Below are 18,911 nucleotides of genomic sequence, written 5' to 3'. Positions count from 1 at the left end.
TGTTGTTGCCACCTTTTATTATTAATGCTCACTGTTCAGTGGGGTTTGTTTTTTTAGGTGAGCTATTGATTATTTTTTCGGAAGTTATTTGAGGATGGCGCGCTTGTATTTAGAACATTGTTCTACCTCTTTTTTGGCCTATCAGCGGCTGCCAGCAATGATTTTTTGCCTGTGGTTCATCATTGTCATGCAAATTTACCTGCCAAACGGTGGCGGAATTGGTTTGAATTTACCGCTAAATAGTCTTGCCTGGATGGCGATGGCTGCGGTAACGCTGGTTATTTGGCAATGCCTGCCTAAGCATAAATACCTGACGTTAACATCGGTCAGCAGGTTGTTTATTGGCGGCGCGGCGCTGCTGTTTATTCCGCTGACTTATACGCAGCCGGAATGGCTGGCGCATGCTGGCTGGCGCCTGGCGGGGCTGGCGGGAGGCCTGCTGTTTTACTTTATCTTGTCGCAATACCGCATGCCGCTGCGTTTTCGTTGTTTGCTGCTGCATATGATGCTGTGCGCAGTGGCGCTGCAGGCGGCGCTGACGCTGTTTCAGCTGTTCTGGCCGGGTGTGGCGCAGGCGTGGATGGATTATGTGCCCGGCGGTCGCCCCTACGGTATTTTCCAACAGCCGAACGTGCTGGGCAGCTTTATCGCCATGGGCGTGGCGTTGACGCTGATGCTGTGGCTACAGCCGCAGTTTAGCCTGCCCGGTTTGGTTACTGAACGCTGGCGCAGCGGGCTGCTGGCCGCGCTGCTGTTACTGTTGCCGGCGGTGCTGGTCTGGGTTCAGTCGCGCACCGGCTGGCTGGCGGGAGGCGTGGCGGCGGCGTTGATGCTACTGACGCAGTGGCGCATTGCGCTGCGGCGTAGCCGGATTGCGGCACTGTTAATCACGCTGGGTGCGGGGCTGGCGCTGTTGGCCCTGTGGCAGGGGCTGTTGACGGAACAGGGATTGCGCTATGTCAGTCATACCGCCTCCAACCATGCGCGTTACACCATGCTGCGCGACACGCTGGCGATGATTGCAGAGAAACCGTGGTCAGGCTGGGGATACGGCGGTTTTGAGTACAGCTTTCAACACTTCCGCGTGCATCAGGCGGTGCCGACCGTGGTGACGGAAATTGCCCGTCATCCGCATAACGAGCTGCTGCTGTGGTGGGTGGAGGGCGGTGTAATCGCCCTGGCCGGCGCCTCGCTGCTCATCGCCGGCGGCATCGTCCTGCTGCGGCACACGCTGCGTTTGGCGCAGGGGGAAAGACGTGCGGAAGGCATCGCGCTGTTTCTCGTGCTGTTGCCGCTGCTGCTGCACACTCAGACGGAATATCCCTTTTATCTGTCGTTTCCGCACTGGATGGCGTTTTTAATCCTGCTGGCGATGCTGGAGCGACGGGCCATGCCGGTTATGCGCCGACGGCGTTTGTCACCGCGCTTACGCGCGCCGATCGCCTGGGGAACGCAGCTGCTGGCGGTGGTGACCCTGGTGATGATGGCGGGCGCGTTAAGCGGCGGCTATACGCTGACGCAGGCAGAAAGGGGCGGTTTCAGGCAGATGGAGGATGTGGACGCCATGTCGCCGTTTACCTACTGGGCGTATCGCGATCGCCGTCAGTTTGACCGGCAAATGTCTTCCCTGCTGACGTTTAACCAGACGGGGGATGAACGGCGTTTACAGCAGTATGCATCTTGGGCGGAGCGTTATTTGAAGCATCGCGTCGATGCCAACGTGTACGCCACATTCATCCAGATTTTGCAGTATCAGCAACAAGATGTGCCGGCAGAACAGCAACGCCGCGAGGCAGCGCTGCTGTTTCCTATGGACGCGCGTTTTCAACCCGTGGCATCTGATGAGGGAACACAATGACCCGGACAATCTCTATTTATATCGACGACTCCAATCTTTTTTTTGCCGCAGGCTTAAGGTTGGCGCTGGAGCAGCATTTTAGCGCCCGCAGCGTCGGAGTCTGCCATTTATACAGTACGGCTTCACCGGCCGATCTGGTGATTATTGCCGCCGGCGAAGGTGTGGCCGGCCAGTTCTGCCGGCTGCCGCGTCCGGACTATCGACTGTCTACGGCGTACCTGACCCTGCGCGATCGGCCGGAGGTGCCGATGCTGATGCTGCCGGCCTGCCAACGGGAAACCGGCCGCCTGTACCGCCGCGACCCGCTGGAAAAAATTATGCGCCAGGTTGACGCCGCACTGGAAGCCTGTGAGATGCGGTACGATTTTGCGCACCGCTGTTATTGGTGTGACAAGCATGCGTTAACGCAGCGCGAGCATGATATCGTGCGCCGCCTTGGCCGTGGGGAAACGCCGTACGACATTGCAGAGCGCTTACAAATCAGCGTAAAAACCGTCAGCCTGTACAAACGCTCGATGATGCGCAAGATGCACCTGAAGAGCACGTCGGACCTTTATCACTGGCTGCAGAACGGCGGCCTGAAGCACCAGCCTGTGGCGTAACGTTGGCCGTTGGCGAGAAAAGGCAAACACCAAACCCTCCGGCTGTTTACCGCCCGGTGGTTTGGTGTCATACGCATAATCTGACGCTGGACGCATTTCTGATTCCCCGCCGGTGAAGGCGGGTTGATCGTCAGTGGAAACGTTCGGCGCGGAATGTCGCCAGCATCGGGTGTTGCTTACCGTCAACAATCTCGTCGGCCAGCAGTTCGCCGACGATCAGCGCCAGAGTGGCGCCGGAGTGGGTAAAGGCGACGAAACATCCGGGCACTTTCTGCAGTTCGCCGAGTACCGGCTCGCCATCGCCCGGGATAGGTTTAAGCCCCAGCTTCCAACTCTGAGCGTGCAGCGGGGCGCCGCGACCGATGAGTGCGCCGGCTTCCTCCATCAGTTGATCGACCACGCTTTCGGCAATGGTGTAGCCGCCATCAGGCTGTGGAACGATCTGCTCTTCATACCAATCGTGATCCACGGCAATGGTGCTCCCCGGGTTCGGGCGCACCGCCGCGCGCGGCGTATTCATCACCAGCTTGATGCTCTGCGCGACGGGCTGGCTGATCGCCAGCATCGAAACCGGCGAACCATTGGGAATAGCGACGCCCAGCGGCGCGACGACATCCGGCGTCCACGGCCCGCAGGCCACCAGGACCGCATCGGCACGAAAGGTGCCTTTCTGGCAATGGATACCGCAGGCCCGCCCCTTATCGGTCATAACCTCCGCTTTGCCGGCATGCTCGATCACCTCCCCGCCAAGTGCCTGAAACTGCTGATGAAGATGGCGGATTAAGTCGGGCAGGCTAACCCAGCCTTCTCCCGGATTGACGATGGCGCACTCAGCCGGCGCAGCCGGATTCACCGCGCTGTCAATCTCCGCGATACCGTGCGCGTCAACCACATGCGAATCGTAACCGTGCGCCTTTTCATAGGCGTGCCGGGCCAGCGTACCCGCCGTGTCGTTGGCCGCCCAGAACAGCCCGCCGTCAAAGCGCAGCCAGTCGCGGGCAGGATCCTCCGCGAACAGCGTCCGGTAACGATCGATGCCCATCATCCGCAGCGCGTGATATTCCGCCGAGCGTTCCCCGGCCGAATTTAACCATGATAGCGAGCGGCCGGAAGCGCCGGAGCACAGCGCGGCTTCGGTGACCAGCGTCACCTGCGCGCCTTTTTTCACCAGCTGCAGGGCGGTGGAGACGCCCAGCACGCCGCCGCCAAGCACCACAACCGTTTTACGTTCAGATTTCACAGGCATGTCTGTTTCCTTTTCTGCAAAGATAAAATTCACGCCGTTCAGGCGCAGCGGACGGCAAAGCGTTGATGGAGATCGTCGATCAGCCGGAGTACCGTCAGCGCTTCTCCGGCATCAACCGGGGAAGGGCCGCCGTCCAGCAGAGCGCCGGCCAGCTGCTGATAAAACGCGGGGTAATTCCCGCGCTGATGCGGTACGGCATGGCGCGTTTCGCCATTGCTCAGCGTCCCCCAGTCCGGCTCCGGCGTGACGCCATATTGCGAGTCGCTTGGTAACAGACCGGCGGCGAGCGACGGCTCCTGGTTATCCAGGCCCCAGCAGGTATAGCCGCCCCGGCTGCCCAGCAGGTGAAAGCGCGGTCCGTTCTGCGCCGCCTGGCCGTTCATCCACAGGCGGGAACGTACGCCGTTCTCATGCAGCAGTGAGACAAACGCATCGTCATCGCTGTCCGATTGGCGGCCGTAGCGAACCAATTCGGCGGAGGCCTGCCGTACCGGGCCAAACAGCTGAATCGCCTGATCGATAAGGTGGCTGCCGAGGTCAAGCAGCAGGCCGCCGCCTTCGGCCAGCGGAGTCCGGTCGCGCCAGTTGCCGAACCCCTGCGGACGCCACCACTCAAAGCGGGACTCAAAGGTGCGGACGGCGCCAACCGCGTCCTCACTCAGCAGCTTTTGCAGCGTCAGGAAATCGCCGTCCCAGCGGCGGTTATGAAACACGGTCAGCAGCGTATTCGCACGCCGGGCGTCGGCGAGCATCTGCTCGGCCTGCGCGGCATTGGCGGCAAACGGTTTATCGACCACCAGGTGAATGCCGCGCGCCGTGGCGTCGCGCGCCTGTTCGGCGTGCAGCGCGGGCGGCGTCCCCAGCACGATCAGGTCAATCTCCAGCTCACCGCTATCGATATGCCGTAATAACGCCTGCCAGTTGGCGAGCAGGCGCGCCTGCGGATAACGCTGCCGCGCCTTGCCGATGCGCTCCTCATTAGCGGTGACGATAGCGTCCAGCCGGAACCGCGTATTGGCGGCCAGCAAGGGCGCGTGAAAGACCTGCCCGGAAATGCCAAAACCGACCAGCGCTGTCCGAATCAGGCCGGTGGCGATGCTTTTGTATGCCATTTACAGTACCTCCGATAAAAAACGCTGCAGGCGGGCCGACCGCGGGCGTTCAAAGATATTTTCCGGCGAGCCGTACTCAACGATTTCGCCTTCATCCATAAACACCACCTGATCGGCAACCCTGCGGGCAAAACCCATCTCATGCGTAACCACCACCATCGTCATGCCGCAGCGGCACAGATCCGCCATCAGCGTCAGAACGCCCTTTACCAGCTCCGGGTCAAGCGCTGAGGTGGCTTCATCAAATAACATCACTTCAGGATCCATCGCCAACGCCCGGGCAATGGCCACGCGCTGCTGCTGGCCCCCGGAGAGATCCCGCGGCCGGTGATCGGTGCGCTGGCCCAGACCGACCTCATCCAGCCGCCGTTGTGCAATCGACATCGCCTGGGATTTCGGCAGCCCTTTGACTTTCCACGGCGCCAGCGCCACGTTCTCCAGCGCGCTATGGTCCGGGAACAGGTTGAAATGCTGAAACACCATGCCGATACGCAACCGCAGCGCATCCGGCTTGTCCTGCAGCACCGATTTGCCCGACAGCAGCACGTCCCCTGACTTTGGTTCATGCAGGCGGTTAATCCCCCGCAGCAGCGTCGACTTGCCGGAGCCGGACGGGCCGATAATGCAGGTGGTGGTGCCGGGTTCGACGCGTAGCGAGACCTTGCGCAACACCTCCAGCGGCCCATAGGCCAGCGTAAGCTCCCGCAGTTCCAGCCCGGCCCCGTGGTAGGTGGGCTGCGGCGTCGGGTGGGTTTCATGAATCACTGACTGGCTCATGGTTACTGACCTCTCTCGGTGATAAGCGCGTTAGCCGAACCGTTTTTCAGCGTGGCGTCGGCCTGGTGTTGAACTTCATCGACCTCTTTCAGACCGCTTTGCGGCGCCGTTAAACGGCGGCGGCCGGTGCGGAAGCGCACATCCACATAATTCACCATATGGGTCAGCGGAACGGTGATGGCGAGATAAAACAGCCCGGCCAGCATCAGCGGCGAAAGGTTGCCGGTCAGAACGGCCGCGTCCTGGCTGACGCGAAACAGCTCGCGCTGGTTGGTCATCAGGCCAAGCAGATAGACCAGGGATGAGTCTTTAATGATCGCGATAAACTGATTCACAATGGCCGGCAGCACCCGGCGTATCCCCTGAGGAATAATCACCAGCCTCATGGCGCGGCCGTAGCTCATGCCCAGCGCCCGGCAGGCTTCCATTTGCCCTTTTTCTACGCTCTGAATACCGGAGCGGAATATTTCTCCCATATAAGCGCTGGCGATCAGGCTGAGGGCGAAAATACCGAGCGGATAGGGCGTCGGGCCGAAAAGCTGGTAGCTAAAGCGGGCCAGGCCCTGGCCAATCACCAGGATGGTCAGAATCGCCGGCAGCCCGCGGAACAGGTCGGTATAAATACGGGCCGGCAGACGAAGCCAGCGCGACGGCGAGATCCCCATCAGGGCCAGCAGTAAGCCAAACAGCGTGCCCAGCACCGTCGCCGACAGTGAGATGATGATGGTATTTATCAGCCCGGTGCCGATCAGCTGCGGCAGAACCTCCAGCATCGAAGGGATATCAAAGAAGGTGCGCGAGAGAATGGTTAACAGGTCCATAACCGTGCCTCATTTTCTTCAGGGTGAGCGCGGCTCACCCCCGGTGGCATTCAGAACGTGAACGTTCGCGGAGTTACTGCCCGTCGGGCAGATACTGCTTCGGCATCGGTGAACCCGGGAACCACTTCTGATACAGGGTTTTCCAGGTGCCATCCTTCATGGCGTCGTTGATCGCCTGATCCAGCGCGGCCTTGAAGGCGGGCTTGTTCTTGGCGATCGCGATGCCGGCGGGGGCATCAAACGAGGGAACATTGGCGGCGTTAACCAGATGAAAACGATCGCTGTAGCTTTTTGCGGCTTCGTAATCGAGGAACATGGCATCCAGGGTGCCGTTGTTCACCGCCGAGACGGCGGCATTGTTATCGGGAAAACGCACGACGTCGGTCTGGGTAAAGTGCTTGACGGCATAGCTTTCCTGCAGTGTCCCCTGGACGACGCCAAGGCGTTTTTTCGCCAGCGAGGCGACATCCTTCACCCCCGAATCTTTACGGGTCAGTACGGTGAGGTAGCCCGCCAGATAACCGGTAGAGAAATCGACGGTCTTTGCCCGGGCCGGGGTAATGCCAATAGCGGCGACGCCGGCATCGTACTGGCCGTTGGCTACGGCGGGCAGAATGGCGGAAAAATCCTGGCCGATAAAATCGACCTGATTGATCCCAATCCGGTGCGCCACGTTGGTGAAAAACTCCACGTCAAAGCCGGTGAACTGGCCGTTTTTATCGGTGAACGTATAGGGTTTGGCATCGCCGAGGCTGGCTATCCGCAGGTGGCCGGGCTGGATCAGCCCGTAGGGATTATCATTATCGGCGGCCAGAGCGCCGTATGGCGCGCTAAGGAGAACTGCTGAGCCAAGGAGTATGGCCGTCATGTTGTGCAGGTATTTGTGCGATTTCATAGCTCATCCGTCATTATTGTTTAAACATCAGAGACTGCCGAAGTGACGGGATTATGGTGTTGTATTGTCAGCATCGGCGCAGGTGTCTGTTAAGCCGTCTCATCGTTGTGAGACCGGTCTCAATCAGTTATTATGATAATATGCACACCGTTTACGCAGCGTCAATCTTCACGTTATTAACTTGTGATTCGGAATACTTATGACAAACAGGATGCCTAAAACCAAATCGCCGACCGTGGCTGATGTCGCCCGGGAAGCCAACGTCTCCAAGGCGCAGGCCGCCCGCGCCCTGGGCGGCTATGGCGCAGTGAGTGAAGAGGTGCATAAGCTGGTGCATCAGGCGGCGTTAAAGCTCGGCTACCGGCCGAACGAGCTGGCGCGCAGTATGAATACGGGGCGTTCCAATACGATAGGCGTCATCGTCGGCGATATCGAAAACCCGCACTTTGGCCTGGCGCTGCGCGGCATTGCCGATGTCGCCCGACAGTCCGGCTATCATCTGCTGTTAAGCAACAGCGATGAGCAGCTTGAGGAGGAGCAGGAGGCCGTGCGCGTGATGATGGAAAAACGCGTGGACGGCATCATCGTCGTGCCGTGCAGTTCCGCCGCCAATGATAATCAGCACCTGGCGCAGATTATCGCCGACGGTAAAGCGCTGGTGCTGTTTGACCGGGCGGTTCATGGCCTTGGCGTTGCCACCATCTCGGTGGATTTTACCGATACCGCGCAGGAAGCGACCCGGCTGATGCTGGATGGCGGCCACCGGCGTATTGCCTATGTGACGAGCATGCGCTGTGAGGAACCCTGGCGCTATCCTGAAGATTTAGGCCCGACGCCGGTAGCGCAGCGTCTGGCGGGGATGGAGAAAGCGTTTCTTGAAGCCGGCGTGCCGTTTGACACGTCGTTGATCAAGGCGAATGCGGTGGATGACGCTGCGATTGCGCGCATTGTGGCGGAACTGTGGGAGAGCGCTTCTCCGCCGACGGCGCTGGTGGCCTCCGATAGCCTTATCGCCATGTCGCTGCTGCGTGAGTTGACGCAGCGGGGATTGCGCATACCCGACGATCTGTCGTTTATCATGTACGATAATTTCCCGTGGACCGAGATCGTCACGCCACCCTTGAGCGTGGTGGCGCAGCCGGTGTATGAAATGGGGCGAGAAGCCGCCCGGCATGTGATCGCCCAGATACGGCAGGAACCGCTGACCGATCGGGTTGAGTTTACCGCCAGACTGCTGGTGCGCGGCTCTGTTGTGCCTTGCGCCGACAAAAGCGGGAACGCGGGCCGTTGACGGCGATGTCTCATGGCTGACGGAGAAAGAGCGCCAAAAGTTACTGGTTAAAGCGGGATAAACCGCTGGCTTCCAACTGGCGGATGGCCGCCGCCCAGTGTTTTTGCGTGATCTCATCCGTGCCGCTGCTAAAACGCGCAGACTGCGCCTTAACCTTTTCGATCGCGGCCGGCGGCGCGTAGTGTAAATTGTCCCGCCCGCCAGCGAGCGCCGCCACCTGAATGTTGCAGGCGCGCTCCAGACCGTGCAGCTCGCGGAACGCGTGTTCGATGCTCACGCCGCCGGCCAGCAGGCCGTGGTTGCGTAAAATCATCACGTTGCTGTGGCCCAGATCGTTCACCAGCCGTTCCTGCTCATCCAGATCGAGCGCCACGCCTTCGTATTCGTGATAGGTCATACGCGAATAGTAAGCCAGCGCATGTTGTGACAGCGGCAACAGACCCTCTTTTTGCGCCGAGACCGCCGCGCCGTCTTTGGTGTGGGTGTGCAGCACGGCTTGCAGATCGGGCCGGGCGCGGTGTATGGCGCTGTGGATCACAAAGCCGGCCTGATTAATGCCAAGCCCGGTAGGGTCGGCAAGGATATTGCCGTCCAGGTCGATTTTCACCAGATTGGAGGCGGTGATTTCACTGAATAACAGGCCGTAGGCGTTAATCAGGAAGTGCTCTTCCACCCCCGGTACGCGCGCCGAGAAATGGGTATAAATATGATCGGTCCAGTTATACAGGGCAGCCAACTGATAGGCGGCTGCCAATTTGACGCGCACCTGCCACTCTTCCTGGCTGACGCCGTTTTTTACCGGGTCGATAGAGGGGGTAGGGACAGACAGTAAAGACATAACAACTCCCGTTAGCGGTGGTTTGATCGGTGTTGGCCGCGATTGGCAGTAAAGTTACCAATCGATCTCCTGGCCGAGGATTTTCAGAATGTCCTGCCGGTGTTTAATCAGCAGCGGGGCGTCCCGGTGGCGCGGGTAGGCGAGCGGCACCGTAAACTGCGCCAGAATCCGGCTCGGACGCGGCGACAGCACGATCACCCGATCGCACAACAGCAGCGCTTCTTCAATATCGTGCGTGACCAGCAGGCTGGTGTAGCCCTGGCTTTGCCACAGGTTAATCAATTCGCGCTGCATACTGATGCGGGTCAGCGAGTCCAGTTTTCCCAGCGGTTCGTCGAGCAACAGCAGGCACGGCTCGTTGAGCAGTGCGCGCGCCAGCGCGGCGCGCTGGGCCATGCCGCCGGAGAGCTGCTTCGGGTAGGCGTTGGCGAACTCGTTAAGGCCGATACGGCTAATCAGGCTGTCGGCCCGTTGCTCCTGACCGCTCAGCCCCTGCGCCTGCGGCCCGAGCAGCACGTTCTGCCGCACCGTCCGCCAGGGGTAGAGCGTGGGATCCTGGAAAACCAGAATGCGCTCGGGGCTGGGGGCGCCGAGCGGGCGGCCGTCAGCAAGCAGTTGGCCGGTCTGCAGCGGTTCCAGCCCGGCCAGCAGGCGCAGCAACGTGGATTTCCCGCAGCCGGAAGGGCCGAGCAGGGCGACGCTTTCACCGGGGGCAACGTTCAGGCTGATGTTATCCAGCACGGCTATTTCCCGTTGCCCCAGGGTGAAGCGGTGGCTGACGTTGCGCACGTCAACCGCCGTCCCTCTGGCGTTTATCCGGGCCTGTGCGGCTTGCGCTACCATTTCATCACTCCTTTTTGCCAACCGAGCAGCCGATCGCGGACGAAAAACAGCAGGCCGATCAGCCCTGAACACAGAAAGGCCATCACAAGCAGCGCTGCGTACATATTGGGATAGGCCGCCCAGCCCTGCGCCCACTGCAGATAAAAGCCGATGCCTGCTTTCACTCCGACCATCTCAGCAACGATCAGCACTGAAAACGACGCCCCCAGCCCCATAAACAAGCCGACAAACACGCTGGGCAGGGCGGCGGGGATCGCCACGTGGAAAATTAAAAAGCGCTGGCTGGCACCGAGGGTGCGCGCCACCTCGTAATAGGCTTTATCGATGTTGGCGACGCCCGACCAGGTGAGCACGGTAACCGGGAACCAGGTCGCCAGCGCGATCAGGAACACGCTGGCGGCAAAGCTGCTGGGGAAAATAAACAGGCACAGCGGCAGCAAGGCGGTTGAGGGCACCGGCCCGAGAATGCGCAGTATCGGGTGCAGCCAATAGCCGATGCGCTGCGACCAGCCGATCGCCACGCCGCTGACAAAGCCGCTCAGGGTGCCGATCGCGACCCCCAGCAACAGTAACGATAGCGAGTGATACAGGCTGTTCAGCAGGCGCGGCCAGTCGGTGAGGTAAACCTCAATCAGCGCCTGCGGCGGGGCGAAAAACGGCACCGGCAGCAGCCCGGTTTTCGCCGTGAGCAGCTCCCACAGGCTGAAAAACAGCGGCAGCGCGATCAGCCACTGCCCGGCGCGCTGTAAGCGCTGCCCGCGGCCGCGCCAGCGCCGATAGCCAAGCGCCAGGGCCAGCAACGCCACCCCGAGCGTCAACTGCAGACAGGACCAGGCCCGGCTGTATGGCCATTGGCGGCTGGCGTCAGGCCAATAGGTGGTGATAAGCCCGGACGCCAGCCACGCGGCGGCGGCCAGCAGGCCGGTAAGCCAGATCCGTTCGCCGGCGGTTTTCTCTCTTTTCAAAGTGCTATCAAGCAAATACGTTGGCATAGATGCTCTCCGCAAATTGGTGGGCATCGGTACCGGGTTTAATTACCTGTACCCGCTGTAAATCGCTGACGTATTGGGTCAGCTCTTTGACGAAGGCTTCCCCCACTGCGTGATGCCCGTGGGCCTGGCCATGGATAATGCCGGCCACTTCTTTGACATTGGTGTTTAACGCGTGGGCCATAAAGGCGTCGGCAACGCTTTCCGGGTGCTCTGCCGCGTAGCTGTGGGCATCCAGCAGCGCCTGGGTTAACGCCGCCGCTGCGGCCTTGTGTTTACGCGCCAGCGATCCGCTGACGCCAACCACGCAGCAGCTGAGATTGGCGTATTCCCCGGTCATATTGCTTGCCAGCAGTTGGTATTTGCCGCTCGCCAATAAGCGGTAGCTAAAGGGTTCGCTGCCGCTGATGGCGGCAATTTCCTGCTTATCCAACGCGACGCTCAATAAATCGGCGGGATAAACCTTCCACTGCACGTCGGCGATCGGGTCTACGCCGTGGCGTTTGAGCAGGATGGCAAAAAAGTTTTTGTCCGGGCCGGCCATATCGGTCACGCCGATGGTTTGTCCTTTCAGCTTGTCCAGGCTGGTAAAGGGCGCATTTTTGGCGGTCAGCAGATTCAGGCAGCCGCCGTGGGTGCCGGCGGTGAGCTTGACGTCAAAACCTTGCTCCAGCGCCTTCAGCCAGCGCAGCGCCATGCCGATGCCGGCGTCGGCTTTGCCGGTGGCGATCGCTTCCAACAGCAGATCGGTCGAGTTGCCGAAGTTGACAAATTCAACGTCCAAATTGTACTTGCTGAAGAAGTGCTGCTGCTCCGCCACGGTGACGGGAGCAATACATACCGCGCTCTGGTTGATGGCGAGTTTCAACTTATAAGGCGCGGGCAGGCGCAGTGCGTTGCCGCCCTCCTGATGCATGGCGGTCATATCATGGGCGAACAGCGTCGGCGATAGGGCGGCCAACGCGGGGGCTGCCAGCAGGCTGCCTCCCAAACTGAGAAATCTGCGGCGTGAATACTGGGCAAGGTGTTTCATGGCTGACCTTCCTGTGGCGTTTGCGGCGGCACGCTAAAGCCCTTATCAAAGGTATGAGTAACGTCAAGCGGTTGCCGGATCAGCCCGTTAGCCTGATAGAAATCGGCCGTGGCCTGCTGTTGGCGCACGGTCTGTGCGTCAATCGGTTGCCAGCGTAGTTGGCGGTTGGCGAACTGCTCGCGGGCGATATCGGGCGGGAAACGGATAATTTTTCCCAGCGTTTTGCCGTAGCTGTCGAGGTTGGCGTAGGCCCAGCGCTCCGCATTGGCCAGGCGGCGGAGATAATCCTGCAGCGCCTGGCGTTTGGCGCTATCGCGCAGCGTGGCATCGGTGGCCGCCAGGAAGGTATTTCCCGGCAGCAGACCGCTACCGCTGACCAGCACATGCCCTTGCCCGGTTTTAACCAGTTGGGTGGTGTAAGGCTCCCAAGTGGCCCAGGCGTCGACCGAGCCGCTGAGCAGCGCGATCTTGGCATCCACGGGGCCTAAAAAGACCAGCTGTACGTCCGCGGTCGTCAGGCCGGCCTGTTGCAGCGCCTTCAGCGCCACGAAGTGGCCGATCGAACCTTTACCGGTGGCGATGCGCTTTCCTTTCAGATCCTGGCCGCTTTTCAGCGGCGAGTTCTCGCCCACCAGCACCGCGGTGCCCGCCGGATTGCTTTTATCCACGGCGACCGCTTTCACCGGTGCGCCCTGCGCAAGGGCAAACAGCAATGGCGCATCGCCGATAATGCCGGCGTCGACCGCGCCGGCGTTCAGCGCTTCGGCAAGCGGGGCGGCGGCGGGGAACTCGGCCCATTTGATATCGTAAGGCAGGTTGGTGAGTTCGTTGGCCGCTTCCAGCTGTGAACGCATCCCGCCTTTTTGATCGGCGATATGCAAGGTGATACGTGCGTCGGCGAGCAGCGGCAGGCCTGCCAGGCCTAGCAGCAATAGGGCGCCCAGGGGGGATTTAATACGCAACATGTTGATTATCGTCCTGTGGTCTTAACGCAGCCTGGCCGGCTTTGATCCATGCGCTGTCGTTTTGTGGGGTATGTACCCGTCCGCAGAGTACGTTACGGTAGTGGCGTTCCAGCGGGTTATGGCGCGTCAGGCCGTGGTTGCCGCTCTGCGTCAGCGCTTTTTCCACCGCCGCTATCGCATTTTCGGTGATGGTCACTTTCGCCAGATTGGCTTGTTCCGTGCTGAATGCCTGCGCCGCAGCCTGACGCAGCAGGCTCTGATTGACCAGCAGCAGGCCGTCGATTTGCCCAACGGTTTCCTGTACGCGGGCCAGGCTGGCTAACGGTGCGCCCAGACTGGTCGGCGTCCGTTGTTGCAGCCAGGCGATCAGCCAGCGGCGCGCCGCCTGTGCAACGCCGTCATAGATGGCCGGCAGCAGGGCGGCGTGCGCATTGGCGGCGGCCCGGATCTGCGCCGTATCCGGCGGCGGCGGCCGATCGGCCGGGTAAATATCCGCCGCATGGCTCAACGGCACCGCCACATCGTGCAGGATCACCTCATGGCTGCCGCTGGCGCGCATGCCCAGATGATCCCAACTGCGTTTAATGGTGATGCCCGGGCTGTTGCGCGGCACCAGCCAGGTGCCCACCTGCGGGTTGGCATCATCGCTGCGCGCCCAGATGGCCAGCCAGCTCAGCCCGTCAATGCCGGTGGTATAGAGCTTGTGGCCGTTGAGCCGCCAGCCGGCCGAGGTGCGGGTCGCCACGGTGCGGGGCAGGCCGCCGCGCGCCGGGGAACCCAGTTCCGGCTCGACCCGCAGGCTGTTGATGAGCGCCCCGTGTTGAACCGCGCTTTGGCTGATTGCGCTGCGCAGCGCTTCCGGCCACTTGGGATTGGCGGCCAGGCGCAGGTGGTGCAGGTACTGCATGCAGACGATCAGCGCCGTTGACGGTTCGCCCTGTGCGATGGCGCTGACAACCTGCTGCAGAGTGGGCAGGTTGGCGTCGGCGCCGCCATAACGCTGCTCACAGGCCAGGCCCAGCAGCCCATATTCATGCAGCAGGGCCAGATTGGCGTGCGGGAACTCGCCGCTGCGATCCAGCGCTGCGGCCTGCTGCGCCAGTTGCTCGGCGATCTGCGCGAGCGGCGCCGGTATGCGCTGTCGCCGCGCAAGGAGAGGGATAGACTGAACGGAGCTCATACGTGGTGCCTCTTCCGTAGGCCATCAGGCGCTTTGTTTGGCGTTGCGTTGGGCGATTTTGGCACGGGCGATCGGCAACAGTGCTTTACCGTATTCCTGCGCGTCATTCAGGGGATCGAAGCCGCGGATCAGGAAGTTGCGCACGCCCAGATCGTAGTAATCAAGCAGCGCATCGGCCACCTGCTCCGGCGTGCCCACCAGCGCAGTGGAATTGTGCCCGCCGCCGACCAGTCTGGCGATGCCGGTCCACAGACGTTTATCCACCACGTCGCCCTGCGCCACGGTTTGCTGCAGGCGTTGCGCGCCCACGCTGTTGGGCTTGTTCTTATGGCTCACGCCGGTTTGCGCGGCATGTTCGGTGGCGACATGCAGGATCTCTTCGGCCTTTTCCCAGGCCTGCGTTTCGGTGTCGGCGATAATCGGCCGGAATGACACGCTGAAGTCGATGTGGCGCTGGTGTTTGGCCGCTTCGGCCCGTACACGCTGGATGGTTTCCTGGGTTTGCGCCAGCGATTCGCCCCACAGGGCAAACACGTCGGCGTGCTTGCCGGCCACGGCGATCGCTGCGTCTGATGAGCCGCCGAAAAAGATCGGGATATGGGGTTGTTGCAGCGGTTTTATTGCCGAAAAGGCCTGCTCGACCTGGTAAAAATCGTTAGCGGCGTCAAACGGTCGTTCCTGAGTCCAGACCTGACGCACAACGTCTAAAAACGCATCGGTGCGGGCATAGCGCCGATCGTGATCGAGGTAGTCGCCGTCGCGGCGCTGCTCGGCGTCGTTGCCGCCGCTAATGATATGCACCGCCAGGCGGCCGTTCAGCAGATGTTCCAGCGTGGCGAATTTGCGCGCCGCCAGGGTCGGCGAGACAAAGCCCGGACGGTGTGCCAGTAAGAAGTTGATTTTTTGCGTGGATAGCCCGGCCAGCGCCGTGACTAAAAAACCGTCGGGCTGATCGGACCAATGCCCGACCAGCAGGCGGTCAAAACCGGCGGCCTCGTGGGTCTGTGCAAAGCGCACAATGTAGTCGCGGTCAAATATCGGGCCTGCCGGGGGGATGATTTCCGAAGACAGGCGGTGGCCGATCATGCCTAAAAATTGGACGCTCATTAGAACTCCTTGCCAGGATGCGTGATAGGGTTGGGCTGCCGGCCAAAGGTTTGGCGATAAGCAGCGTTGTTTTTATACCCTATACGCGATGCTCTAATGATCTAAATGCATTTTTATCATATCTTAATATGCGAAAAGTTAATTATAACTCTAACTTGTTATTTTTAATCTCATTAATCGCGAAGCGACTGCACGATCTTCTCGGCAAAAAAGGTAGTGGGCCGCTGCAGGTTGCCCAGTCCCGGGCTGCTGACCTGCCACAGCTGGACCTTCGGCTGGAAGTCGGTCAGCTCAACAATGGCGATCTCGTCCTGATGCGGGCTATGGGTTAATGCGGCCCGGGGCACCAGCCCGAGCCCCAACCCCTGGGCCACCAGGCTGATTTGCAACTGCGCGCTGGCGGTTTCCACGTTGATTTTCAGCCCGAGCCCCTGCGACTGCAGGTCGCGGTTTAAGCCGGCGCGCAGGCCGCAACCGTCGGGGTTCAATACCCAGCCGTGGTGTGCGCAACGGCCGAGACGGCTGGCGTTGAGATTAAGGTTTTTGCCGGCGATCACCACAACCTCCAGCGGGCACAGCGCCTTGGCCGTCAGACTGTCATCAAAGGTTTGCTGAGCCGGCCCCATGGCGAGCAGGCTGTCCAACTCAACGTTTTCCAGGCGCTTTATCAGCTGCCCGCCCCAACCGCAGACCACCTGCGGGCGCAGTTGCGGGTAATGTTCGCCGAGGGCCAGCAGCGCCGGGCGTAAGGCAATTTCACTCAGGCTCTGCGGAATTCCCAGGCGCAGCGGGCCGCGCGGTTCCGCATCCTGATTAAGCAAACTTTCCAACCGCTTGGTTTCGCGTTTGATCGTCAGGCACTGCTCATAGACGCGATGGCCGATGGCCGTCAGTTTAAGCGGTTTGGTTTGGCGATCCAGCAGCGTGGCGCCCAGGCTCTGTTCAAAGCTTTGCAGACGGCGGGTCATGGCGGATTGGCTAATGCCAAGGTATTCCGCGGCCTGGCTAAGAGAAGCGAATTGCACCACCGCCAGCAGTGCGTCAATGTCGTCTGTACGCATGAAAACTCTCTTTATGTGAATTATGCATTTTAGTTTATTACAAAAATGCATTTAGATAATAAAAACTTCTTTGTTAGCGTGATAGGCACGGCTTCAGACAGGAAAACCCTATGACAGTGCCATTACGCTTAGACCGTTTACGCGGGTTCATCGAACAATTGGCCCGACTGCATCAACAGCCGCTGGGCGATACGGCGCGGCTGGAACAGGCGGCGCAATGGCTGTCCGAACTGGTCAGCCAGGATGACTGGCTGGCCGAAGAATACGCCCGCCCACACCCTCAGCATTACCAGCAGTACCTGCTGCACGTTGATTCCGCCCAGCGCTTTTCCATCGTCAGCTTCGTTTGGGGGCCGGGGCAGGTTACGCCGATCCATGATCACCGCGTGTGGGGACTGATTGGCATGCTGCGCGGCGCCGAAATCAACCAGCGTTACGTGCTCGACGGCCAGGGCGTGCCCCGGCCCGAAGGCGGCGCCGAGCGGTTAACCGCCGGGCAGGTGGTGAAACTGTCCGAGCAGGAGGGCGATATTCACCAGGTCAGTAATGCGTTTAACGATCGCGTATCAATCAGCATTCATGTGTACGGCGGCAATATCGGTGCCGTCAAGCGGGCGGTGTATGGCGAAAGTGGCGCGGTGAAGCCTTTTATCTCCGGCTACTCGAACACCCAACTGCCTAATATCTGGGATCTTTCTAAGGAAGTATAAGTATGTCTGCCTTTGTTTACCGTGATTTTTCCACCCTGCGCGCCGCGTTGTTGGCACGGCAGGAGTTGGCGTTGATCGATGTGCGCGAAGAGGCTGAATTTGCGCAAAGCCACCCGCTGTTTGCCGTCAATATTCCGCTGAGCAAGCTGGAGCTGGAGGCCTACCGGCGCATTCCGCACCGTGGCACCCCCATTACCGTTTACGACAACGGTGACGGGCGGGCCGAACAGGCGGCAGCGCGGTTACGGCAGTTCGGCTATGGCGACGTCGCTCTGCTGGCCGGCGGTCTGGCGGGCTGGCAAGCCGGTGGCGGCGAGCTTTTCCAGGACGTCAATACACCAAGCAAGGCCTTTGGCGAGCTGGTGGAAAGCCGCAGGCATACGCCATCGCTGACCGCGCAGCAGGTTAAGGCGCTGATCGATCAGCATGCCGATGTGGTGATCGTCGATGCGCGCCGTTTTGATGAATACCAAACCATGAGTATCCCCACCGGCACCAGCGTGCCGGGGGCGGAGCTGGTGTTGCGGATCAACGCGTTGGCGCCGGATCCCAATACGCAGGTGATTGTTAACTGCGCCGGGCGTACCCGCAGCATCATCGGTACCCAGTCGTTAATCAATGCCGGCATCAGCAACCCGGTGGCGGCGCTGCGCAATGGTACGATCGGCTGGGAGCTGGCGGGGTTTGCGCTGGAAAGCCAACAGCAGCGCCGCTACCCGGACGGCGTGGAGAATCGGGCGCAGGCTCAGCAACAGGCCCGGCGGGTGGCGGACGCGGCCGGTGTCGTGCGTATCGATCGCGAGACGTTTGGGTTGTGGCGGCAGGATACGACGCGCACCACCTATCTGTTTGATGTGCGCAGCCCCGAGGAGTATCACGCCGGGCATGTGCCGGGCAGTGATAGCGCGCCGGGCGGGCAACTGGTGCAGGAAACAGATCACTATGCCAGCGTGCGCGGCGCCCGCGTGGTGCTGGTGGATGATGACGGCGTGCGCGCCAACATGAGCGCCTCCTGGCTGGCGCAGATGGGCTGGGAGGCGGCGGTGGTGGACGGGCTGTCCGCCGCCGACTTTACCGAGCAGGGCGGCCCGGCGGCGCAGCTACCGCCGTCGCCGCCGACGGATGACATCACCCCGGCGCAGTTGGCCGCACTGCTGGCGCAGGAAGGCACGGTGCTGCTGGATTTCACCACCAGCGCCAACTATGTGGCGCGCCATATTCCCGGTGCGTATTGGGTCATCCGTTCACAGTTGCCGCTGGCGCTAGAAAAACTGCCGCCGGCGGAACGCTATGTTGTGACCTGCGGCAGCAGCCAGCTGGCGCGCTATGCCGTGCCGGAAGTGGCCGCGCTGACCGGCAAGCCGGTGCAGCTGCTTGCCGGCGGCACCCAGGCGTGGATAGCTGAAAACCGGCCGTTGGAAAAGGGCGAAGGGCGGTTGGCCGCGCCGCGCATCGATCGCTACCGCCGCCCGTATGAAGGCACGGACAATCCGCGTGACGCGATGCAAGCGTATCTGGACTGGGAGTTCGGATTGGTGGAACAGCTGGCGCGTGATGCAACCCATGGCTTTAACGTGCTCTGA

General features: G+C 60.9%; 18 protein-coding genes. 5 read left to right on the top strand and 13 right to left on the bottom strand.

The features are described from left to right. Positions 1 to 223 precede the first annotated feature (223 nt). Together CLM71_RS15245 and CLM71_RS15240 are read left to right on the top strand one after the other, a co-directional pair. A complete protein-coding gene (locus CLM71_RS15245) occupies positions 224 to 1,858 on the top strand; it encodes a Wzy polymerase domain-containing protein (protein ID WP_370446955.1) in 1,635 nt (544 codons plus the stop codon). Then, positions 1,855 to 2,460: a LuxR C-terminal-related transcriptional regulator gene (locus tag CLM71_RS15240; protein WP_105231774.1), complete on the top strand. Its 606-nt coding sequence runs from the start codon at positions 1,855 to 1,857 to the stop codon at positions 2,458 to 2,460. The genes CLM71_RS15245 and CLM71_RS15240 overlap by 4 nt, the downstream gene beginning before the upstream one ends. A 130-nt stretch (positions 2,461 to 2,590) precedes the next feature. On the opposite strand, the gene CLM71_RS15235 is transcribed toward CLM71_RS15240, so the two are convergent. The 5 genes from CLM71_RS15235 to CLM71_RS15215 all read right to left on the bottom strand — a co-directional run bounded on the left by CLM71_RS15235 (position 2,591) and on the right by CLM71_RS15215 (position 7,311). Next, entirely contained in the window at positions 2,591 to 3,706 is a 1,116-nt protein-coding gene (locus tag CLM71_RS15235; protein ID WP_105231773.1) for an FAD-binding oxidoreductase, read from the bottom strand. A gap of 38 nt (positions 3,707 to 3,744) precedes the next feature. Further along, on the bottom strand, positions 3,745 to 4,818 hold the full coding sequence (locus tag CLM71_RS15230) for a Gfo/Idh/MocA family oxidoreductase (RefSeq protein WP_105231772.1): 1,074 nt from the start codon (positions 4,816 to 4,818) through the stop codon (positions 3,745 to 3,747). After that, on the bottom strand, positions 4,819 to 5,595 hold the full coding sequence (locus CLM71_RS15225) for an amino acid ABC transporter ATP-binding protein (RefSeq protein WP_105231771.1): 777 nt from the start codon (positions 5,593 to 5,595) through the stop codon (positions 4,819 to 4,821). It abuts the gene before it with no gap. Between the two features lie 2 nt (positions 5,596 to 5,597). Continuing rightward, on the bottom strand, positions 5,598 to 6,416 hold the full coding sequence (locus tag CLM71_RS15220; protein WP_234008585.1) for an amino acid ABC transporter permease: 819 nt from the start codon (positions 6,414 to 6,416) through the stop codon (positions 5,598 to 5,600). A gap of 73 nt (positions 6,417 to 6,489) precedes the next feature. After that, positions 6,490 to 7,311 (bottom strand): ABC transporter substrate-binding protein, encoded by an 822-nt coding sequence (locus CLM71_RS15215; RefSeq protein WP_105231770.1) that lies wholly within the window; start codon positions 7,309 to 7,311, stop codon positions 6,490 to 6,492. Between the two features lie 199 nt (positions 7,312 to 7,510). On the opposite strand from CLM71_RS15215, the gene CLM71_RS15210 reads away from it, so the two are divergent. Further along, entirely contained in the window at positions 7,511 to 8,602 is a 1,092-nt protein-coding gene (locus CLM71_RS15210; RefSeq protein ID WP_105231769.1) for a LacI family DNA-binding transcriptional regulator, read from the top strand. Positions 8,603 to 8,642: 40 nt separating this feature from the next. Here the strand turns inward: CLM71_RS15210 and CLM71_RS15205 are convergent, their stop codons facing one another. The 8 genes from CLM71_RS15205 to CLM71_RS15170 all read right to left on the bottom strand — a co-directional run bounded on the left by CLM71_RS15205 (position 8,643) and on the right by CLM71_RS15170 (position 16,618). Next, positions 8,643 to 9,440 carry a class II aldolase/adducin family protein gene (locus tag CLM71_RS15205; RefSeq protein ID WP_105231768.1) on the bottom strand — a complete coding sequence of 266 codons (798 nt, stop codon included), beginning with the start codon at positions 9,438 to 9,440 and terminating at the stop codon, positions 8,643 to 8,645. Between the two features lie 54 nt (positions 9,441 to 9,494). Continuing rightward, entirely contained in the window at positions 9,495 to 10,283 is a 789-nt protein-coding gene (locus CLM71_RS15200; protein WP_105231767.1) for an ABC transporter ATP-binding protein, read from the bottom strand. Further along, on the bottom strand, positions 10,277 to 11,275 hold the full coding sequence (locus CLM71_RS15195; RefSeq protein WP_105231766.1) for an ABC transporter permease: 999 nt from the start codon (positions 11,273 to 11,275) through the stop codon (positions 10,277 to 10,279). Before CLM71_RS15195 ends, CLM71_RS15200 begins: the two co-directional genes overlap by 7 nt. Further along, the gene (locus CLM71_RS15190; RefSeq protein WP_105231765.1) at positions 11,256 to 12,305 is read right to left on the bottom strand and encodes an ABC transporter substrate-binding protein; all 1,050 of its coding nucleotides are present in this window, start codon (positions 12,303 to 12,305) and stop codon (positions 11,256 to 11,258) included. The genes CLM71_RS15195 and CLM71_RS15190 overlap by 20 nt, the downstream gene beginning before the upstream one ends. Beyond that, the gene (locus CLM71_RS15185; protein WP_105231764.1) at positions 12,302 to 13,270 is read right to left on the bottom strand and encodes an ABC transporter substrate-binding protein; all 969 of its coding nucleotides are present in this window, start codon (positions 13,268 to 13,270) and stop codon (positions 12,302 to 12,304) included. The genes CLM71_RS15190 and CLM71_RS15185 overlap by 4 nt, the downstream gene beginning before the upstream one ends. Beyond that, complete coding sequence (locus CLM71_RS15180) at positions 13,257 to 14,450, bottom strand: acyl-CoA dehydrogenase family protein (RefSeq protein WP_105231763.1); 1,194 nt, start codon at positions 14,448 to 14,450, stop codon at positions 13,257 to 13,259. Before CLM71_RS15180 ends, CLM71_RS15185 begins: the two co-directional genes overlap by 14 nt. A gap of 24 nt (positions 14,451 to 14,474) precedes the next feature. Beyond that, positions 14,475 to 15,557 (bottom strand): LLM class flavin-dependent oxidoreductase, encoded by a 1,083-nt coding sequence (locus CLM71_RS15175; protein WP_105231762.1) that lies wholly within the window; start codon positions 15,555 to 15,557, stop codon positions 14,475 to 14,477. Positions 15,558 to 15,730: 173 nt separating this feature from the next. Next, positions 15,731 to 16,618 (bottom strand): LysR family transcriptional regulator, encoded by an 888-nt coding sequence (locus CLM71_RS15170; RefSeq protein WP_105231761.1) that lies wholly within the window; start codon positions 16,616 to 16,618, stop codon positions 15,731 to 15,733. A gap of 110 nt (positions 16,619 to 16,728) precedes the next feature. Between CLM71_RS15170 and CLM71_RS15165 the strand changes: the two genes are divergently transcribed. Both CLM71_RS15165 and CLM71_RS15160 read left to right on the top strand, forming a co-directional pair. Continuing rightward, the gene (locus tag CLM71_RS15165) at positions 16,729 to 17,328 is read left to right on the top strand and encodes a cysteine dioxygenase (protein ID WP_105231760.1); all 600 of its coding nucleotides are present in this window, start codon (positions 16,729 to 16,731) and stop codon (positions 17,326 to 17,328) included. Between the two features lie 2 nt (positions 17,329 to 17,330). Beyond that, positions 17,331 to 18,911 (top strand): rhodanese homology domain-containing protein, encoded by a 1,581-nt coding sequence (locus CLM71_RS15160; RefSeq protein ID WP_105231759.1) that lies wholly within the window; start codon positions 17,331 to 17,333, stop codon positions 18,909 to 18,911.

This window comes from Serratia sp. MYb239 (assembly GCF_002966855.1).
Classification (GTDB): Bacteria; Pseudomonadota; Gammaproteobacteria; order Enterobacterales; family Enterobacteriaceae; genus Serratia_B; species Serratia_B rhizosphaerae.
Note: the sequence above shows the minus strand (reverse complement) of the source record. Positions and strands in the feature narration are given on the sequence as shown.

Excerpts from the sequence above, each read along its gene's own strand:
- CLM71_RS15240 (WP_105231774.1), top strand. The coding sequence starts at position 1,855 with ATGACCCGGACAATCTCTATTTATATCGACGACTCCAATCTTTTTTTT.
- CLM71_RS15235 (WP_105231773.1), bottom strand. The coding sequence starts at position 3,706 with ATGCCTGTGAAATCTGAACGTAAAACGGTTGTGGTGCTTGGCGGCGGC.
- CLM71_RS15230 (WP_105231772.1), bottom strand. The coding sequence starts at position 4,818 with ATGGCATACAAAAGCATCGCCACCGGCCTGATTCGGACAGCGCTGGTC.
- CLM71_RS15225 (WP_105231771.1), bottom strand. The coding sequence starts at position 5,595 with ATGAGCCAGTCAGTGATTCATGAAACCCACCCGACGCCGCAGCCCACC.
- CLM71_RS15220 (WP_234008585.1), bottom strand. The coding sequence starts at position 6,416 with ATGGACCTGTTAACCATTCTCTCGCGCACCTTCTTTGATATCCCTTCG.
- CLM71_RS15215 (WP_105231770.1), bottom strand. The coding sequence starts at position 7,311 with ATGAAATCGCACAAATACCTGCACAACATGACGGCCATACTCCTTGGC.
- CLM71_RS15210 (WP_105231769.1), top strand. The coding sequence starts at position 7,511 with ATGACAAACAGGATGCCTAAAACCAAATCGCCGACCGTGGCTGATGTC.
- CLM71_RS15205 (WP_105231768.1), bottom strand. The coding sequence starts at position 9,440 with ATGTCTTTACTGTCTGTCCCTACCCCCTCTATCGACCCGGTAAAAAAC.
- CLM71_RS15200 (WP_105231767.1), bottom strand. The coding sequence starts at position 10,283 with ATGGTAGCGCAAGCCGCACAGGCCCGGATAAACGCCAGAGGGACGGCG.
- CLM71_RS15195 (WP_105231766.1), bottom strand. The coding sequence starts at position 11,275 with ATGCCAACGTATTTGCTTGATAGCACTTTGAAAAGAGAGAAAACCGCC.
- CLM71_RS15190 (WP_105231765.1), bottom strand. The coding sequence starts at position 12,305 with ATGAAACACCTTGCCCAGTATTCACGCCGCAGATTTCTCAGTTTGGGA.
- CLM71_RS15185 (WP_105231764.1), bottom strand. The coding sequence starts at position 13,270 with ATGTTGCGTATTAAATCCCCCCTGGGCGCCCTATTGCTGCTAGGCCTG.
- CLM71_RS15180 (WP_105231763.1), bottom strand. The coding sequence starts at position 14,450 with ATGAGCTCCGTTCAGTCTATCCCTCTCCTTGCGCGGCGACAGCGCATA.
- CLM71_RS15175 (WP_105231762.1), bottom strand. The coding sequence starts at position 15,557 with ATGAGCGTCCAATTTTTAGGCATGATCGGCCACCGCCTGTCTTCGGAA.
- CLM71_RS15170 (WP_105231761.1), bottom strand. The coding sequence starts at position 16,618 with ATGCGTACAGACGACATTGACGCACTGCTGGCGGTGGTGCAATTCGCT.
- CLM71_RS15165 (WP_105231760.1), top strand. The coding sequence starts at position 16,729 with ATGACAGTGCCATTACGCTTAGACCGTTTACGCGGGTTCATCGAACAA.
- CLM71_RS15160 (WP_105231759.1), top strand. The coding sequence starts at position 17,331 with ATGTCTGCCTTTGTTTACCGTGATTTTTCCACCCTGCGCGCCGCGTTG.